This window comes from Gelidibacter sp. F63206, from assembly GCF_023015735.1.
In genome coordinates this window covers 1-19,558 of sequence record NZ_JALKAU010000040.1, presented here as the reverse complement: position 1 = coordinate 19,558, position 19,558 = coordinate 1, and the positions used below count along the sequence as shown (strand labels likewise).

The following is a 19,558-nucleotide window of genomic DNA, read 5'->3' as shown; positions in this document are numbered from 1 at the left end:
ACGATTTTATATGAAACTATCACTCCCACTATTTGGTATTACTTTTATATTCCTAACACTGTTTTCATGCAAGGAAGAAACGCAGGAAATTCAAAAGGAAAAAGATATAGAATCCTTTTCTACAGAAGAAACGCTGAAAACAGCCCAACCATTAACAGACGAATTCAAAGCCTATTGGTTTGCCAATGAGGCCGAAATTACCTCCTATACTTTAGAACAAGGTCGCTATGGTGAAATCCGGGAAGGCACTGCTGTATTGGTTTTTGTTACCGAACCATTTTTAGAGGAAGAGCAAGTAAAAGCAGACCAATCATCCCCCACAAATATTTCTGTCCTAAAATTAAATGCCACAAAAAAATTTAATACTGGTATTTATCCTTATAGCATCATGCAAAGCGTTTTTTATCCGATGGCAAACAATCAACACGCATTAAAGGTATCATGCTCTGTACAAGAGTGGTGTGGGCATGTCTATACCCAACTCAATAACCGTTCAGAGTTTGAAGTGGTCTCCCATTCTTATTTTGAGGGTGAAGCTGATGAAGACTTTAGTATGGGCAAAGCCATTCTCGAAAACGAATTATGGACACAATTGCGTATCCATCCCGAAAGCTTGCCTATTGGCAATTTGGAAGTTGTTCCGTCTTTGGAGTTTTTACGCCTCCGACACATCCCTATTAGAGCTTATCCGGCTTCCGCAGAATTGACATCAGGCAACTACACCATTACTTATCCAGATCTAAACCGAAGTCTCAGCATCCAATTCAACCCGCAATTTCCTTTTGACATTACATCTTGGGAAGAGACCTTTATAAGTGGATCTGGTGATAAAGCCAAGCCCTTGACCACCAAAGCGACTAAATTAAAAACGATAAAATCGGACTATTGGAACAGGACCACAAATAACGATCTCCCATTGAGAGAAAGCCTCGGTTTAAAATAGAGCTATAGCTTTTCTGTGTATCTTTGCAAATAATTTTATATCATAAATTTATGTTTTTTCAAACCTATCAGCGAGAGTTCATTTATACAGGCATTGTGCTACTAATTTTATTGGTTACCAGGTATTTTGTCAATGCGCTAATTGGTAAAATATCGAGAAAAAACGGTATTAATATAGCACGAACCCAGTTAATGCAACGTTACGTGAGCGTCGCACTGTTTATGCTCGCTCTCTTAATTGTTCCTTTTATTTTTGGAACGCAAGCCAATGATTTGGTGGTGCTTTTTTCTTCTGTATTTGCCGTAATTGGTATTGGTCTTTTCGCTATCTGGTCAATTCTGAGCAATATCACTTCGGGAATTATCATGTTCCTTTCGTTTCCTTATAAAGTAGGTGATAAAATAAAAATACACGATCACGATTTCCCTTTGGAAGGAATTATTGAGGACATTAGAGCCTTTCAATTGCATTTGCGAATTGAAAATGGCGATTTAATCACTTATCCAAACAACCTAATGCTTCAAAAACCAGTGACTTTAATTAAAAAGGACGCCATTTACGATGTGCTTGACGATAATAACGACTTAATAAAAGCCGATAAATAGGACCCATTCTCCATTAATCTTATTTTATTTTTTCTTACGCCCTTTCAAAAAAAATTGAATCGTTCAGATTTTGAGTTAAATAAAAACTAAAATCGGAAATTACGGCGCTTCTTTTTTATATTTGAGGCATACGCTAAAGTCCAAAACATGTTCAAACCCTATTTTTTCCTTTTAATTGTCTTATTTTACTGTTTTCCTACTCAAGCACAACATCCTACCAAGCCTACAAGTTCAGAGATTTACCAAGCCATAGAAAAACTCAGTTTTCTTGGATCTGTGCTTTATGTTGCAGCACACCCTGATGATGAAAACACGCGACTCATTTCACATATGGCCAATGGTGTAAAATCAAGAACAGCGTACCTTTCCCTAACCCGTGGCGATGGTGGACAAAATCTCATTGGACCGGAACTTAAAGAACTTTTGGGAGTGATCAGAACCCAAGAATTGTTGGCCGCACGCCGAATTGATGGTGGTGAGCAATTGTTTACAAGAGCTGATGACTTTGGCTACTCCAAACATCCTGATGAGACCTTGGCTATTTGGAATGAAAACGAAGTGTTGAGCGATGTCGTATGGGCCATCCGCAATTTCCAACCAGACATAATCATCAATCGATTTGACCATAGAAGCCCTGGAACAACCCATGGTCACCATACAAGTTCAGCCCTATTGAGCCTCAAAGCGTTTGATTATGCGGCTGACAAATCAAAATTCCCTAATCAATTGAAATCAGTTGACGTCTGGCAAGCCAAACGTGAATTTTTCAATACGTCTTGGTGGTTTTATGGTAGTAAAGAAAAATTTGATGCTGCCGATAAAACGAATCAATATGCCGTGGAAGTAGGCGATTTCTATCCTGCTCTCGGCTTATCAAACCCTGAAATTGCGGCACTGAGCAGAAGTGCACATAAATCGCAAGGTTTTGGGAACACAGGAACTCGGGGGAGTGATTTCGAATATTTGGAACTCATAAAAGGGGATGCTCCAAAAGATATAAACAATATTTTCGAAGGTATTGATACCAGTTGGAACCGAGTCAAAAATGGTCAACGCATTGGAGAAGTGTTGAAAGAGGTACAGGACAATTACGACTTCAAAAATCCGTCAGCATCTATTCCTAAATTGGTGGAGGCCTATAAGTTGGTTCAAAAACTTGAAAACTCCCATTGGAAAACCCTGAAGTCCGAAGATCTTAAAAATGTCATTGCTGCCTGCGCTGGCTTGTTTTTGGAAGCTGTGGCAGAGTCCAATCTGGCTACTCCAAATAGCAAAGTGACATTGGAATTGGAGGCCATCAACCGCAGCCCCCAAAACATGAGATTAAATGCCATAAGTTTATCTGACGGCACAACGATTGAAAAAAACACAGATTTAAAATTTAATCATTCCCATCGTTTTGAATCACAAATAAACATTCCTTCAACGACCTCCTATTCCACCCCATATTGGTTGGAAACCAAAGGCACTTTGGGCATGTATAAAGTTGACGATCAAAGCTTGATTGGCTTGCCTAAAACGCCAAAAGAAAGTACCGCCACTTTCCATGTGTCCATTGCAGGCGAACCATTATCGTACACCAAACCGATTGTTTATAAAACCAACGACCCTGTCAAAGGTGAGGTATATAAGCCTTTTGAAATTGTCCCAGTAGTTGCCGCCCACATTGCAGAGCCCGTTATCATTTTTGCCGATGACCAACAAAAGGACATTCAGGTTATTGTAAAGGCCAATCGGAATACTATAGAAGGCTATGTGCAATTAGCACATCCTCAAGGTTGGCAGGTGTATCCAGAAAAGCAAAATATCACCATCACAAATAAAGGCGAAGAACAAAGCTTAATTTTTACCGTCATTCCTCCAAAAAATCAAAGTGAAGGCCTATTGACGCCAATGGTTCACGTTGGCGATGAAGTTTTCAATAAAAAATTGGTAGAAATCAACTATGATCATATTCCGTTTCAAATGGTACTATTGCCAAATGCTAGTAAAGTGGTCCGATTGGACATCAAGAAAAAAGGAGAAAACATAGGCTATATTGAAGGAGCTGGAGATGTTGTTCCGGAAAGCCTGCGACAAATTGGCTATAATGTGGCCATCATCAAGCCAGACGATATCAATGCCGAAACCCTGAGCCGTTTTGATGCGATCGTCGTCGGAATCAGAGCTTACAATACTGTGGATGCCCTAAAGTTCAAACAACAACAGTTATTTGATTTTGTAGAACAAGGTGGTAATTTAATTGTCCAGTACAATACCAATGGCGGTCTTGTTGTTGATCAATTGGCACCATATCCGTTAAAATTGTCAAGAGATCGCGTGACCGATGAAAACTCGGAGGTCGTATTACTAAATACAACCAACGAACTGCTCAACTATCCCAACAAGATCACCACTAAGGATTTTGAAGGTTGGGTGCAGGAACGAGGTCTCTATTTTCCGAATCAATGGTCGAAGGAATTTACCCCAGTTTTATCGATGCACGACAAAAATGAATCCCCAAAAGAGGGCAGTTTATTAGTGGCCAAATACGGAAAAGGCCACTATATTTATACCGGTCTGAGCTTTTTTAGGGAATTTCCTGAAGGCGTAGCCGGCGCTTACCGGTTATTTGCCAATATGCTTTCTGTGGGGAAAGAGAGCCTTAAAACAAGTCAACAATTGAAAAATTAATGCTTACATAGCAAATCTCCCCAATTTTGAACCCAAGACGTCAAGACAGAAAGGATTTTTAAAAATAAGAACTATGCAGACACAACCACCAAAAGAGCGCTGGAAAAAATCATACACTTTAGTGCTGATCGCCAACGCCATTTATATTGTATTATTCTATTTTATCATGAAATCCTTCTAAGATGCAGACATTAGATTGGATTGTACTTATTGGAACGCTGGTATTCATCGTGGCCTATGGCACTTGGAAAACTAGGGGCAGCAAAAATGTTCAGGATTATATAAAGGGTGGTAACGAGGCCAAATGGTGGACCATTGGCTTGAGTGTAATGGCAACCCAAGCTAGTGCTATCACATTTCTCTCCACGCCCGGTCAGGCGTTTCATGATGGAATGGGCTTTGTACAATTCTATTTTGGATTGCCCATTGCCATGATCATCATCTGTTTGGTGTTTATTCCATTGTATTATCGACTCAAGGTCTATACGGCCTATGAGTTTTTAGAAAATCGGTTTGATCTCAAAACCAGAAGTCTCACTGCCATCCTGTTTTTGATCCAACGCGGATTGGCCGCTGGCATCACCATTTATGCACCTGCCATTATTCTATCCGCTGTCTTAGGTTGGAACTTGAATATACTTATCATCATCATCGGAATTTTAGTTATTATCTATACAGTTTCTGGTGGAACTAAAGCAGTGAGTATCACTCAAAAACAACAAATGGCCGTAATTTTTACAGGTATGTTTATCGCTTTCTTTCTCATTGTGAGTTACCTTCCTGAAAATATCACATTTACGAATGCATTGGAGATTGCCAGTGCCAGTGGGAAAATGGACATCCTTGATTTTTCATTCGATTTCAACAATCGCTATACTTTTTGGAGCGGCCTCATTGGCGGAACGTTTCTGGCCCTTTCCTATTTTGGAACGGATCAAAGTCAGGTGCAACGCTATCTTTCAGGTAAATCGGTAAAAGAAATGCAAATGGGATTGATTTTCAATGGATTGTTAAAAGTACCGATGCAATTTTTTATCCTATTGGTTGGTGTCATGGTTTTCGTATTCTATCAATTCAACACCTCTCCTATTAATTTTAATCCCGCCGCTACGGAGACCGTTATGAATTCCTCATATGCTGAAGAATACACCCAATTGCAAAGCGAACAAGACGAAATTTTCACCAAGAAAAAGGATCTTATGACCGCTTATACCGATACCAAAAGCGAAGTCATTGCCCAACAGATTGCTTCCTATAATTTAGATGATAGAGCAAACAGAGAGGCCGCCAAAGAATTGATTGACAAAGCGAATAAAGAACGGACACTTTCGGTTGAAACCAATGACAAAGATTATGTATTTATCCATTTTATTTTAAACAATCTACCGCGAGGTTTAATCGGTTTGTTATTGGCAGTTATATTGAGTGCAGCCATGTCCAGTACGGCCAGCGAACTCAATGCCTTGGCATCAACCACCACGATGGATCTCTACAAACGAAGTTTCGTAAAGGACAAAGATGAAAACCACTATTTAAAAATATCAAAGTGGTTTACCTTTGGTTGGGGAAGTTTGGCTATATTGATTGCCAGTGTAGCTTATTTAGCTGACAATCTAATTCAATTGGTCAATATTATAGGCTCCATTTTTTACGGTAACGTATTGGGGATTTTCCTTTTGGCATTCTTTTTCAAATATGTAAAAGGCAATGCCGTATTTGTAGCCGCTTTAATTACACAAGCCATTGTAATTACGGGTTGGTGGTATGATTGGATGCCATATTTATGGCTCAATTTATTTGGATGTGCCCTGGTCATTGGAATCGCTTTTATACTTCAAACCATTAATTCACCACAAAATGAAAACGCCTAAAACCATACGTTGGGGCATTATCGGACTTGGTAAGATTGCGAATAAATTCGCAACAGACCTCCAAACAGTTCAGCATAGCGAGCTTTACGCAGTGGCCTCCAGACAACAGGAAAAGGCCAATTCATTTGCAAAACTACACAATGCCACTAAGGCCTATGGCGATTATGAAAGCCTGGCAGCCGATCCCAATATCGACGCCGTGTATATTGCAACACCACATAATTTTCATAAAGAATACACCATTTTATGCTTGAATCATAAAAAAGCCGTGTTATGCGAAAAACCCTTGGCCATGAATCTTCAGGAAGTCCAAGAGATGATCGTTGCGGCCAAAACCAATAACGTGTTATTGATGGAAGCCCTATGGACCTATTTTCTACCGCATTACCAGTTTGTTTTAAAGGAATTGGCTACTGACAGATATGGTGCCGTTACAAAACTGGAAGCCGACTTTGGATTTCAACCTAAAATGGATATGCATTCTCGCGTTTTTAATAAATCGCTAGGCGGTGGCAGTTTATTGGATATTGGCATCTACCCTATTTTTGCCGCCTTATCCACCTTGGGCAGACCCGTTGACGTGGAAGCGAAAGCACGATTTTTTGATAATGGTGTAGATGCGTCCTGTAAGATCATCTTTAATTATTACAACGGCGTAAAAGCTTTTTTAAAGAGTTCTTTTTTAGAAAAAACACCAACAGAAGCCATCTTTTATTGTGAAAAGGGCATCATTAAAATCAATGGACAATTTCATCGTCCTTCAACAGTAACCATCACCCACAACGGTAAACAGACCACTCATGATTTCGACTGTCGCACCCTTGGTTACAATTATGAAACGGAACATTTTAATGAGCTGTTACGAAACAACAAAACAGAAAGCCCAATCATGACCCACGATTTCAGCAGGGATTTGATGTTCATTTTGGATGATATAAGACATCTTATCAATCTTAAATACGATTAAAAACAAGTAGCCCCACAAAATCTTGTGGGGCTACTTTGTTTTTTTACAAAATATTTTGGCAAATATTTATTTAGCTCCCCATTCTTTCAATGAATCCTTATTCATTTTAATATAGTCAAGGTTACCAGCTTCTTCTGAGGCCTTCAAGGATTTTTTGGCAAGTTCAATCGCTCCTTTTTTGTCACCTGCCTTTGCATAAATTAAAGACTGTTGTCTCAATTGATAAAAGGCTGGATTTGGAATCATGGACATTGCTTTGTCCATCCATGTTTTGGCCTGGTTAATATCCTTGTCTTCTTGATAGTAGTAAACAGCAGCAGCATAATAATCGCCAGCCCCAGGACCGTTCATCACTTTATCAATAGATGCTGCCACAATCTTATCGGTTGGCACATCAAATTTTACACCGGCATAAACATTGGCCCACATCATCCCAAGAGTCGCACCCGTACTTGACAGGTCGTCAAAACTCATGGTGAAGGTTTCAATATCCATCGGCAATTTATAAGTTTCTGCTTTTACCTTTGCCGCAATCTTAGATTCATCCAATTCTTGAGGTGCACCCCAATTTTCAGCACTCGAATAAAATACAATATCCCAATTATTTTCATTAGGGATGGCAAATAGTGCATAGGTTCCGGCTTTTAACTCCTTTCCTCCGACGGTAACGTTTGTGCTAAACGAAATTTTAGTATTCGCGTTGGCACCCAAACGCCATACTCGTCCGTAAGGCACCAAATCACCAAAAATAGTGCGTCCTCTCATATTTGGACGTGAATATTCCAAAGACACCTCTGTCAATCCAACCATTTGCTCGACTTTAGAAAACGGGCTTGGCTGTGGCGTTTGAATTTGGGCGTTTACGGAAAAAGTCATTCCTATAACACCAAGAAACAGCATAATTTTTTTCATAATATTTTATTTTTAGTTGATTTTTTTATTCAAAAGGTAAAATTACAGTTTTTAAAACCCTCAATTGTTAACGAAATCTTAAATTAAAATCTGGGCTAAAGGTAAATTATTGGAAGGCACCCCGTTAAATCAATATGTAAGTCAACATGTATTAATCATAAACCCTTGTTAAATTTTGTTTAATAGAATACATTAAAGATTAAACATATTGTATCTTTACATCAAAATTACCATCATGGCAAAAAAGAAAAACATATCAGCTCAAAACATCATTTCTTTTTATATGGATTATGTTTTAGAACACGGCGCCCCACCAAAATCAGTTTATATGTTCGCTAAGACCAACAACTTTGAAGAATCTAAGTTTTACGAACATTTTGGAACCTTTGAAGCTATCGAAAAGCGCATTTTCAGAGTTCTTTTTGAGGATACCTTGAAGCTGTTGAACAAGAGTGACGACTATCAACTGTTTGATGCACGCAATAAATTGTTAAGCTTTTACTTTACCTTTTTTGAGAATTTAACGGCCAACAGAAGCTATGTGTTATTTGCCTTGCAACAACATAAAAATGCTTTAAAAAACCTATCGGTTTTGACCGAATTGAAAACAGGCTTTACAAATTATATTGAAAGTTTAGACATTGAAACCTTAGATCTGAAAGAAGAACGCATAGATAAAATACAACGTCGAGCCTTGCAAGAGTCGGCATGGATACAGCTGTTGTTGACCATGAAGTTCTGGATGGACGACACCTCCACTTCCTTTGAGAAAACAGATGTTTTCATTGAAAAATCGGTCAACACCAGTTTTGACATTCTGAATATTACTCCGTTGAAAAGCGTGATTGACCTTGGGAAATTCCTCTTTAAGGAAAAAATGCAAATGAAATAAATGAAAACAATCGACAAAATCCCCACCTCAAAAATCCAAAGAGCTTCAAAATTGGTTTCAACTGGCGCAAAGGTTGGCGTCAATTACCTAAAATACTATGGTGATAAATTGACCAAAACCGAAGATGAAGCACGCTTAAAATTAAATGAGAACAATGCTGAGGACATTTACGACAGTTTAAAACAACTCAAGGGCAGCGCCCTAAAAGTTGCTCAAATGCTGAGTATGGAAAAAAGCATCATGCCTCAGGCCTATGTAGAGAAATTCTCCTTGGCTCAATTTTCGGTGCCGCCATTGTCGCCACCTTTGGTAATCAAGACTTTTAAAACCTATTTTGGCAAAATGCCCAATGAGCTTTATGACTCCTTCAACACAACTTCTGTAAATGCTGCCAGTATCGGCCAAGTCCATATGGCAGAAAAAAACGGGAAGAAACTTGCTGTGAAAATCCAATACCCTGGAGTTGCTGAAAGTATTTCGTCTGATTTGGCCCTTGTAAAGCCTATTGCCATGAAAATGTTCAATATTAAGGGCAAGGATTCAGACAAATATTTTAAAGAAGTTGAAGGAAAGCTTATTGAGGAAACAAACTATATTCTAGAGATGCAGCAAAGTAAGGAAATTGCTGAGGCGTGTTCGCATATTCCAAATTTATTGTTTCCTCAATATTATGAAGATTTATCCTCTGAAAGAATTATCACCATGGACTATATGGATGGTGAGCATCTTTCGGAATTTACGGCTCACAATGCCAATCAGGAAGTGGCCAACAAACTGGGTCAAGCGCTATGGGATTTTTATATGTACCAAATCCATGTCCTTAAAAAGGTACATGCCGATCCGCATCCCGGGAATTTCTTAATCTCCAAAGAACACGATTTAGTGGCGTTGGATTTTGGCTGTATGAAGACCATTCCTGACGACTTTTACGAACCTTATTTTGAGTTGGCAAAGCCTGAGAGCATATCAGACCAAACTTTTTTCACTTCTAAACTCTATCAATTGGAAATTTTGCGGGAAGATGACTCAGAGGATGAAGTTGCGTTTTTCACTACAATGTTCCATGAGTTATTAAGTTTGTTCACCCAGCCATTCCACTCGGAAACCTTTGATTTTTCCGATGCCGATTTCTTCGGTAAAATTACTGAATTGGGACAACGGTATTCCAAGAACACTGAACTTCGAAAAATGAACGGCAATCGAGGATCCAAACATTTTATCTATATGAACCGAACGTTTTTTGGCCTCTACAACCTCATGTTCGACCTCAAGGCTAAAGACATCAAAATCACCAATTTTACGACCCTATAATGTGTAAAACCATTTTCAATTAAAAAATCTTAACATCACATATTGTGCTAATTGACGCTCCAGAAGTCGATTTGGTTAGGTATGTTTTTACCTGATTGACATTTAACCAGACAATGTACTATTAATGCTTTTTGGTTAATTTTTTATATTTTTATTGTTTTCAGGTTAATAATGGATATCTTTACCCCATTGAAACCTACCAAATTAACTGATAATTTGATCAATATAAATCCCCAAACTGCGCAATTCTCAATTGTTGATTCTACTATCTATGAATTATTCAGTTCATCGCTTTATGACGGTGTCTGGTATTCTCAGAAATCACATCCTTATATTTTTGCCATAAGTGAAAGCTTCAATGTATTATTGGGCTATGAACCCAATCACCAACTGTTATGGGACCGCCTTCTGCATCCTAAGGACCTGAGTAAATTTCAAGAACATCTCCATTCCATCTGCGGCAAACACGAAATTGGCATTAATCAGGAGCTAAGATTGATCCATAAGTCTGGAGCGAATTTATGGGTGCAATGTCATATTTATTTCAAACCAAATACTGATAACGCATCGGAATTTATTTTTATCGCTTTTAAAAATATCTCTAAAAAAAGGGCTTCAGAATTAGAATTTATTCATCAGCAAGAAAGGGCTCATGAAATCCTTACTGACAGTTCCATTGGGACTTGGGAGTGCGATTTAATTACTGGAGATTCTTACAGTAATCAAAGCTTGGCCACTATTTTAGGCTATACGGCTGATGAGATGAAAGATTTTAATATTGATACATGGACAGCTCTCACCCATCCAGATGATGTTTTGGAGGCAAATCAATTATTGGAGGAACATTTACGGTCTAAGTCAACTTGTTTTAGCAACGAATATCGGATAAGGCACAAGAAAGGTCATTGGGTTTGGGTAACATCAATAGGAAAAGTTATCAATTACACTAAAGATCATCAACCTAAACGTTTAGAAGGCATACTATACGAAATCACCGATAGAAAGAACAACGAGCTTCAAATACAGAAATATAAAGAACTATTGGAAGGTGTCAATGAAGCTGCAGAAATTGGTGTATGGGAAGTTGATTTAAAAACCAATAAAGTATATTGGAGTGGTGAAATTAAGAAGATGTTTGGAGTTTCAATGTCTTACGAACCTAACCTCGAAGATGCTATTGGTTTTTTTAAGGCAGGTGAAAGTCGCCAAAAAGTCATAGATGCTGTTCAGAACGCCATTGAAAAGGGAGAGAATTACGACATTGAAGTACAGGCCGTCAACTCAAAAAACAAAGCCATCTGGACCAGATCCATTGGTGTATCAGAATACAAGAATGGAAAATGTACCCGCTTATTTGGTTTTTTCCAAAATATCCATAAGAAAACAATAGCCACAAAAAAGCTAGCATTAAAAGAAGAGTTATTTCGAAAAACATTTTCACACGCCCCTGTAGGCATGGCCATTATAGATTTAAATGGAAATATTTCTCGAGTCAATAAGGTACTATGTGAATGTCTTGGACATAGTGAAAAAGAACTTTTACAGAACAACTTTAACAAGTTCACACATCCTGAGGACAAGGATATTTCCAATGAGTTTATCGATGAGCTTGTACAAAAATCCCGAGAGAGCTTTAAAATGGATAAGCGCTATATCCATAAGGATGGTTCGACCATTTGGACGCATATATCTGTTTCATCTGTTAAAAATGACTTAAATAAGATTACGCATTTTGTTGTTCAGGTTCAAGATATTACGGAACGAAAGAAAAATGAAATTCTTTTGATCAATTATCAAGATTTACTTGAGCGCTCCAATTATCTCGCAAAAATTGGTTCTTGGGAAATTAACGTTGATGATTATACCGTAACCTGGAGTAAGTCTTTGCGTAAAATCATCAAAACCAGAGATAATTTAGTTCCTAATTTTCTTGAATCTATCGATTTTTTCGCGGGCAACACACCTCAGAAAGAAATATTACAATCCGCCTTTGACAAGGCCTTAAAAGAAGGGGTGAGCTTTGATCTTGAAATTCTGGTAAAAGCCGATGGTAAAAGGCAAAAATGGATAAGAATGATAGGCATATCAGAGTTTGTAGACGGGAAATGCAAAAGATTATATGGTCTTATTCAAGATATCAATGATATTAAAAAAGCGCAACTTGCCATCGCTGTTAAAGAAGAGCAATGGCGTACGACTTTCAGTCATGCCAAAGCAGGAATGGCCATCATCAATTTTAACGGTAAGGCCGATAATGTCAACAAAAGTCTCTGTGACATTTTCGGTTATAGCATGAATGAAATGCTAGAAATTGGCATTAAGGATATTTCTTTGAGTGAGGATCTTGATAGAAATATCCAATTAATGGATGATTTGATCAACGGAGACACCGAAAACTTTACCGACGATCTGCGTTTCGTACATAAAAACGGACATGTAATTTGGGCCAACGTCTCGGTTTCAGCCGTAAAAAATGACTTCAACCAATTTACACATATGGTAGCCCAAGTGGTTGATATTACGGAATCAAAGACGAATCAAATTCTTTTAAAGAAATATAAAGACAGTTTAGAACGCTCAAATACGGTAGCGAAGATTGGCTCTTGGGAAATAGATCCTGAAACAAAAAACTTATATTGGAGTTCCAACCTTGGTCGATTGCTCGGCACGACCCATGACACTCCTCGTATTTTTAGCGATTCAATAAAAAAATATGTGCTTGATAAAGACCAAGAACATTTGCTCAGCTTGATTAACGATGCCATAGAGAAAGGTATTAATTTCGATTTAGAAATTCAGTTAAAGACAAGTATGGGCATTCGGTGGATGCGGATGTTGGGAGTTTCCGATTTTGAGAATGGATCTTGTAAAATGCTACATGGACTGATACAGGATATTGACGATTTCAAAAAAGCAGAATTGGAAATTGTACTCAGGGAGGAAGAATTTAGACAGACCTTCTGGCACGCTCCAATTGGGATGGCCCTCTTGGATTTAAACGGTAAAATCATCAAAGTCAATCCGGTAATTTGTGAAACTTTCGGTTATACAGAGCAGGAAATGCTCAATATTGAGAAAAGTGCCATTTCACATCCGGAGGATATGGATCTCACCAACAAATTGCTTGAAGAAGTTTTAAGTGGAAAGCGCGAAAGTTTTCAGCAGGAGAAACGCTACTTTCATAAAAACCGAAAATTGATCTGGGCAATCCTCTCCATTTCAGCGGTAAGAAACGATAAAGGAGAAACAACACATTTAGTGTTACAGATCAGCAATATTACCGACAAACGACTGTTGACCGAAAGTTTAAAAGAACACAATAACCGACTCCAAAATTACGCTCATATTGTATCCCACAATTTGCGTTCGCATACCGGAAACCTTTCTATGTTATTGGAATTGATTGAATTAAGCAATCATCAAGGCTGCAATAACGAGCTATTTACCCACATTAAGTCAGCTTCTGACAATATGAATGAAACGGTGCAACATTTAAGCGAGATTGTCGAAATTAACAATCTCATTAAAGACACACTTGAACCACAGAATCTAAGAAAACGGGTTGATAAATCGATAGAAAACGTTCAGGCGTCTATAACTCAAATCAACGGCGAAATGATTGTTAAGGTTACAGAAGATTATATGGTTTATGCTGTTCCGTCCTATTTGGACAGCATTGTACTGAACCTACTCACCAATGCGATAAAATACAGATCTCCCCACCGACTTTTAAAAATCGAGATAAAAGCCGGAAAAAAGAATGGTTATACTTACCTGAGCATTTCTGATAATGGATTGGGAATCGATCTCGAAAAAAATGGTTTAAAGATATTTGGCATGTACAAAACCTTCCATGAACACAAAAATGCCAGAGGTATTGGGCTATTTATTAGCAAAAATCAAATTGAGGCCATGGGAGGACGAATTGACGTTGAAAGCCAACCTAATATTGGTAGCACCTTCACTTTATATTTTAATGATGAAAAAAATTAAAACCATATGTATCATAGACGACGACCCGATCTTTAGATTTGGAACCATGAAAATGATGGAGAACGTACAGTTATCACTCAATTTTTTGGTTTATAAAAATGGAAAAGACGCCTATGATCAATTATTACCTAAACTTCAACTTAACACCAACTTGCCAGATGCCATTTTATTAGATCTTAATATGCCAGTAATGGACGGCTGGCAATTTCTGGATGAATTGGCCAAAATTCCTATCGCTAATAACATTCCAATATACATTGTAAGCTCATCTGTGGATAATCGGGATATTAAAAAAGCAAAAACCTATAAAATGGTCAATAAATACATCATAAAGCCATTTTCAATTCCCAAAATCAAGGAACTCATTGAAGAATTGGAAAACCAGGATTGATCGTTTTTTAATTCCGTTTAGGTCCGCCTTACAACGCTTTAACCCTCCTTTCAAGTAGAGAAACGCCATTCACTTTAAAAAATATTGATCTTCCGTATCTTTATTTTTGTTTAACATTAAATATTTTTAGTTAAACATATTGTATCTTTACCCAAAATTCACATTCATTTGAAAATTCTTGTTACAGGTTCCACGGGCTATATTGGAAAAAGACTCATTCCCATTCTTCTCAATGAAGGCCACGAAGTGGTTTGTGCCGTTAGGGACAAACTAAGAGTGGACAAGAATCTTCTTGAAGAGCCGCATATTTCCTTTGTTGAAGCCGACTTCCTAAAACCGGAAACTCTTGAGACCATTCCGAAAGACATCGCTGTTGTTTATTATTTAATTCACTCCATGTCAAGCAGCTCCGACGATTTTGAAAAATTGGAGGCGGCATGTGCAAAAAACTTTAAAACCTATTTTGAAACGACAAGGGTCAAACAGGTCATTTATTTAAGTGGGATTACCAATGAAGAAAGTCTGTCAAAGCATTTGAAATCGCGAAAAAATGTGGAAGATTTATTGGCATCCGAACAATATGCGCTTACCATATTCAAAGCAGGCATTATTGTAGGTTCAGGGAGCTCCTCTTTCGAAATCATTCGGGATTTGGTTGAAAAATTACCGGTGATGATTGCTCCCAAATGGTTAAATACTAAGACACAACCGTTGGCAGTCAGAGATATACTGTCATTTTTGTCAAGAGCAAAAGGCAAGGAAGAACTTTATAACAAAAGCTATGATGTCTTTGGTCCAGAAACCATGACCTACAAAGAGATGTTGCTCAACTTCGCTGAAATACGAAATTTGAAACGCTACATTCTGACCGTACCAATCATGACCCCAAAACTATCTTCCTACTGGCTATATTTTGTGACTTCCACGTCGTATAAGCTAGCTTCGTCCTTAGTGGATAGTATGGGAGTGGAAATTATTGGTAAAAAAAGTAATATCAATGAGCTGTTAGATGTGCATCCCATTAATTATCGGGAGGCCGTGGAATTGGCTTTTGAAAAGATTGAGCAAAACAGCATTGTTTCCAGTTGGAAAGATTCTCTGGTCAGTAGTGGCCGACTCAAAAACAGCCTTCATAAATATGTCAATGTTCCCACCTATGGTTGCTTCACAGATTATAAGGAACGTAAGGTCTTGGACATGGACACCACTATTAATCGCATCTGGTCCATTGGAGGCTCTACCGGATGGTATTATGGGAATTTTTTATGGCAGATCAGAGGCCATCTCGATAAATTATTTGGAGGTATTGGCTTACGACGTGGGAGAACACATACTTCCGAATTAAATGCTGGAGATGCGTTGGATTTCTGGCGCGTCATTTTCAGCGATAAAAAAGAGCGGAAACTATTGCTCTACGCCGAAATGAAACTTCCTGGTGAAGCATGGCTGGAATTCAAGATTGAAGACGGACTATTAAAGCAAACCGCCACATTTAGACCTCACGGACTGGCAGGTAGGTTATATTGGTATAGCGTGTTGCCTTTTCACGGATTTATTTTTAGGGGAATGATCAATAAATTAGTTGAAAATTAAGAACCTCAGTGCCCGTCCGAGTGCCACGGGAGGGCAAGCCCTTAAGGTACTAAAATTCACTGGTGGAAATAAAGTCTAAAACCAACTTTGCTACAATTGAAAATTGGTAAATTATAGCTCAAAACTGATCATTTATTCCTAATAAAATCTATAATTCCTAAAATCAATGAATAATGTGTTAATTATTGTTTAATGTTTTGGGCATAACTGTAAACGCCGATTTAATTTAACTATCTTTAGGCCATGATTTTGAACACCACATATTCCAATAAAAAACACGATGAACTTATCAATGACTTGCTCGGCAAACCTTTTAGTTTGTGGCAGTCCATAATGATGAAAGGTATCGGCTCCAAAAGGATGATCATTGAAGAAACGAGCCCAAATATGACGCAATATCTCAATACTGTGGCTGACGTCAATTATGCCAACTTGGAATTGCGTCCTGTAGGCGTACTCGTTAGAATCAATAAAGGCCTAAACACTTATACTTGGGTCATTCCGTATTACAAATTGGCCATACATAGAAGCAATGGATGTAGCATTCATGCAGAGGGGAAATTCATCAATTTTAGACCGAATTCAAATTACAGGGAAAACAAAGCTTTTTTCGACAAACTTCTGAACGAGAAAGTAAAATATGAGTCACAATACCATACCCTCCCGTCATTTCAATGAAACAATTGATTCACCATTTAATTCTTAAAACTATATGTTGCTTCGTTTTGGATAGCAAATCCCAAGGACAGCACTTAAAAAAGACACCATGATTCCGGAAAAAGATTTAAAAATATTTAAGGTCAACCAGATGATCAACGATTTCAACGCACATGTTGGCGACGATCATTTATACACGGGATTGGAAACTCCTATGAAGAAAGATGCATTTAAGCTTTCTGATCATGAAAAGAAAGAGCGGATCTCTGTTTTGTTTGAAGAAATCATGGAGGTGTTAGGATTGGACCTCACCAACGACTCATTAAAAGGCACTCCAAATCGGGTAGCTAAAATGTATGTGGATGAGATTTTTGCTGGTCTGAATCCCTCCAACAAACCAGAGATCACATTGTTTGACAACAATTACCAGTACAACCAGATGTTGGTGGAAAAAAACATCAGCTTCCACTCTAACTGCGAACATCATTTTGTACCCATTTTTGGCAAAGCTCACTTAGCTTATATTTCTGCAGGAAAAGTCATTGGCTTGTCAAAATTAAACCGCATCGTTCAATATTATGCAAGTCGACCCCAAGTTCAAGAGCGCTTGACCAATCAGATTGCAGAAGAATTAAAACATATTTTGGGAACTGAAGATGTTGCGGTCATTATTGACGCAAAACATTTATGTGTTTCCTCACGAGGCATCAAAGATGAATCCTCAACCACAATTACCTCATATTACGGTGGAAAGTTTGGCGCACCGGAAAAAATCGCCGAATTACAAAACTTTTTAAAAAATTGACATTATGGACATTATTAATGAAGCACTCGAATTTGAGAAGCAAAAATTAAGATCACTCTCTACTAGTGACAGAATAGAAATTTCCAGAAAAGCAAAAAGCCTTATTTTAGGGCTTAATGAGATTTATAAACGCAAGAAAGATGAACAGATCATGGACATTATGAAACGATTGACTGTCATCAAACAGAGAGTGGAAAAACGATTGAAAGGTAAACCACTTACTGCTTAGGCTGAACATAAAATATTCACCGGAAACGTATTGGGTTATTTGGGCAAAAGGCTTAAATAACCCAATAGTTCCAACATTAAAACATAACGTGTTCTTCAATTCTGCGATCAAAAGTCAGTGTTTTTATTTATAATATTCTATAGGAGAATCGTCACAAAACGGGACGAAACTAAGATAGAGTTTTTACTTTTTAATAGACCCACCCATTCATCAGCAGAACCCTGAACCTAATCTTAGGATAGTTTTTATCAAGGAGCAACGAAAAAATTAAAAGTAAGATATGAAGTTTTTAAAACCACTTTTCGTATTTCTGATCCTAAACTTTGGTGCCTTGGGACTTGGCATCTTGCTTATGGGCAATGGTCCCACAAGCGATTGGTACACCTCTATGAAACAAGCGCCATGGACGCCTCCAAATTGGCTTTTTGGAATAGCGTGGACATTCATCATGCTCTGTTTTTCGTTTTACATGGCCTTTCTTTATCTCAAGCATCCCACCAATAAGGTCATCACTCTTTTTGTGTTTCAATTTATTTTGAATGTGGCCTGGAACTTCATCTTTTTCAATCAGCATTTAATTGCCTTTGGATTGATCACCATCATCGCCTTGACGTTCGTCATTACCGCATTTTTAGTTACCTATTTCAGGTTGTTGAAAACGTATTCCTTACTTATTTTTCCGTATTTTATATGGATTTATATTGCAACCACTCTGAACTTGTATATATTAATAAACAATTAAAGACGATTTGGCTTTTAACGGGACAGGCTTATTGACCATATTGTATCTCTTGATGATGTCCTCCCGAAATGTTCTTGGAATTCTGGGAACGTAAATAACATTTAGAATTACCTAAACACACCTCCTCTTCCGTATCATTACTATGAAAATATACACCCTTCACCAAAAGCAGAACTTGCCCATTAGTATTGAAAAAGCGTGGGATTTTCTTTCTGATCCAAGAAACTTAAAAACGATAACCCCGGAGTATATGGGTTTTAACATCCTTTCTGGAGCTGACAGACCGATGTTTGCGGGACAAATCATCCAATATATCGTGACGCCTGTTCTGGGCATTAAAACCAAATGGGTCACAGAAATCACCCATAGTGTCAAAAATGAATATTTTGTGGATGAACAGCGATTTGGACCTTATGCGCTGTGGCATCATAAACATTTTATTAAAGAGATTGACGGTGGGGTTCAAATGGAAGATATCATCGATTACAAATTACCCTTTGGTCTCTTGGGACAGATGGCGCACCCCATTATTGTCAAACCGAAATTGGACGAAATATTTAATTTTAGAAGAAAAAAATTGGAGACACTCTTTGGGGTGTATAAAGGATAGTTACAAAGCAACGTTGAGGCGGGCCTGCCCGTCCGTAGCGCAGCGAAGGCGGGCTCGACCGTCCGAAACGAAGTGGAGGCGGGAAATTTTTTATTTTTAATTTTTGAACATCGAATATCGAATTTTGAATAACGAATGATGAAGTAAAATATCGGGCAAACTTTAAACTTTGAACTCGAAACCCGAAACTCGAAACCTGCCCGTCCGTAACGAAGTGGAGGCGGGGAACTTTAAACATCGATTTTTTGAACATCGAATATCAAATTTTGAATAACGAATGATGAAGTAAAATATCGGGCAAACTTTAAACTTTGAACTCGAAACCCGAAACTCGAAACTCGCCCGTCCGTAGCGCAGCGAAGGT

16 protein-coding genes are annotated in these 19,558 nt (G+C 38.1%); 15 read left to right on the top strand and 1 reads right to left on the bottom strand.

Annotated elements, in window-relative coordinates; translation table 11 throughout:
* Window positions 1–10: 10 nt before the first annotated feature.
* The 5 genes from MWU32_RS00815 (at window position 11) to MWU32_RS00795 (ending at window position 7,059) form a co-directional block, all read left to right on the top strand.
* Window positions 11–943, top strand: a complete 933-nt coding sequence (locus tag MWU32_RS00815; RefSeq protein WP_246936845.1) for a septum formation inhibitor Maf — start codon at window positions 11–13, stop codon at window positions 941–943.
* Window positions 944–993: 50 nt separating this feature from the next.
* Window positions 994–1,548, top strand: coding sequence for a mechanosensitive ion channel domain-containing protein (locus MWU32_RS00810; protein ID WP_246936843.1), 555 nt, complete (start codon window positions 994–996; stop codon window positions 1,546–1,548).
* A gap of 147 nt (window positions 1,549–1,695) precedes the next feature.
* The gene (locus tag MWU32_RS00805; RefSeq protein ID WP_246936840.1) at window positions 1,696–4,221 is read left to right on the top strand and encodes a PIG-L family deacetylase; all 2,526 of its coding nucleotides are present in this window, start codon (window positions 1,696–1,698) and stop codon (window positions 4,219–4,221) included.
* A gap of 182 nt (window positions 4,222–4,403) precedes the next feature.
* Complete coding sequence (locus MWU32_RS00800; RefSeq protein WP_246936838.1) at window positions 4,404–6,092, top strand: sodium:solute symporter; 1,689 nt, start codon at window positions 4,404–4,406, stop codon at window positions 6,090–6,092.
* Complete coding sequence (locus MWU32_RS00795; RefSeq protein WP_246936834.1) at window positions 6,079–7,059, top strand: Gfo/Idh/MocA family protein; 981 nt, start codon at window positions 6,079–6,081, stop codon at window positions 7,057–7,059. The genes MWU32_RS00800 and MWU32_RS00795 overlap by 14 nt, the downstream gene beginning before the upstream one ends.
* Before the next feature lie 66 nt (window positions 7,060–7,125).
* Here the strand turns inward: MWU32_RS00795 and MWU32_RS00790 are convergent, their stop codons facing one another.
* The gene (locus MWU32_RS00790; RefSeq protein WP_246936832.1) at window positions 7,126–7,971 is read right to left on the bottom strand and encodes a DUF2911 domain-containing protein; all 846 of its coding nucleotides are present in this window, start codon (window positions 7,969–7,971) and stop codon (window positions 7,126–7,128) included.
* Window positions 7,972–8,206: 235 nt separating this feature from the next.
* Between MWU32_RS00790 and MWU32_RS00785 the strand changes: the two genes are divergently transcribed.
* The 10 genes from MWU32_RS00785 (at window position 8,207) to MWU32_RS00740 (ending at window position 19,194) form a co-directional block, all read left to right on the top strand.
* Window positions 8,207–8,863: a TetR family transcriptional regulator C-terminal domain-containing protein gene (locus MWU32_RS00785; RefSeq protein ID WP_246936830.1), complete on the top strand. Its 657-nt coding sequence runs from the start codon at window positions 8,207–8,209 to the stop codon at window positions 8,861–8,863.
* Window positions 8,864–10,174 (top strand): ABC1 kinase family protein, encoded by a 1,311-nt coding sequence (locus tag MWU32_RS00780; RefSeq protein WP_246936827.1) that lies wholly within the window; start codon window positions 8,864–8,866, stop codon window positions 10,172–10,174. It abuts the gene before it with no gap.
* Window positions 10,175–10,345: 171 nt separating this feature from the next.
* On the top strand, window positions 10,346–14,167 hold the full coding sequence (locus tag MWU32_RS00775; RefSeq protein WP_246936825.1) for a PAS domain S-box protein: 3,822 nt from the start codon (window positions 10,346–10,348) through the stop codon (window positions 14,165–14,167).
* The gene (locus MWU32_RS00770) at window positions 14,151–14,558 is read left to right on the top strand and encodes a response regulator (RefSeq protein ID WP_246936823.1); all 408 of its coding nucleotides are present in this window, start codon (window positions 14,151–14,153) and stop codon (window positions 14,556–14,558) included. Before MWU32_RS00775 ends, MWU32_RS00770 begins: the two co-directional genes overlap by 17 nt.
* Window positions 14,559–14,726: 168 nt before the next feature.
* The gene (locus MWU32_RS00765; RefSeq protein WP_246936821.1) at window positions 14,727–16,151 is read left to right on the top strand and encodes an SDR family oxidoreductase; all 1,425 of its coding nucleotides are present in this window, start codon (window positions 14,727–14,729) and stop codon (window positions 16,149–16,151) included.
* Window positions 16,152–16,394: 243 nt separating this feature from the next.
* A complete protein-coding gene (locus MWU32_RS00760) occupies window positions 16,395–16,829 on the top strand; it encodes a hypothetical protein (protein ID WP_246936819.1) in 435 nt (144 codons plus the stop codon).
* A gap of 130 nt (window positions 16,830–16,959) precedes the next feature.
* The gene (gene folE / locus MWU32_RS00755) at window positions 16,960–17,613 is read left to right on the top strand and encodes a GTP cyclohydrolase I FolE (protein ID WP_246936884.1); all 654 of its coding nucleotides are present in this window, start codon (window positions 16,960–16,962) and stop codon (window positions 17,611–17,613) included.
* Window positions 17,614–17,617: 4 nt separating this feature from the next.
* Window positions 17,618–17,842, top strand: coding sequence for a hypothetical protein (locus MWU32_RS00750; protein WP_163516486.1), 225 nt, complete (start codon window positions 17,618–17,620; stop codon window positions 17,840–17,842).
* Window positions 17,843–18,122: 280 nt separating this feature from the next.
* Complete coding sequence (locus MWU32_RS00745) at window positions 18,123–18,584, top strand: TspO/MBR family protein (protein WP_246936816.1); 462 nt, start codon at window positions 18,123–18,125, stop codon at window positions 18,582–18,584.
* A gap of 142 nt (window positions 18,585–18,726) precedes the next feature.
* Window positions 18,727–19,194 (top strand): SRPBCC family protein, encoded by a 468-nt coding sequence (locus MWU32_RS00740; protein ID WP_246936813.1) that lies wholly within the window; start codon window positions 18,727–18,729, stop codon window positions 19,192–19,194.
* Window positions 19,195–19,558 lie beyond the last annotated feature (364 nt).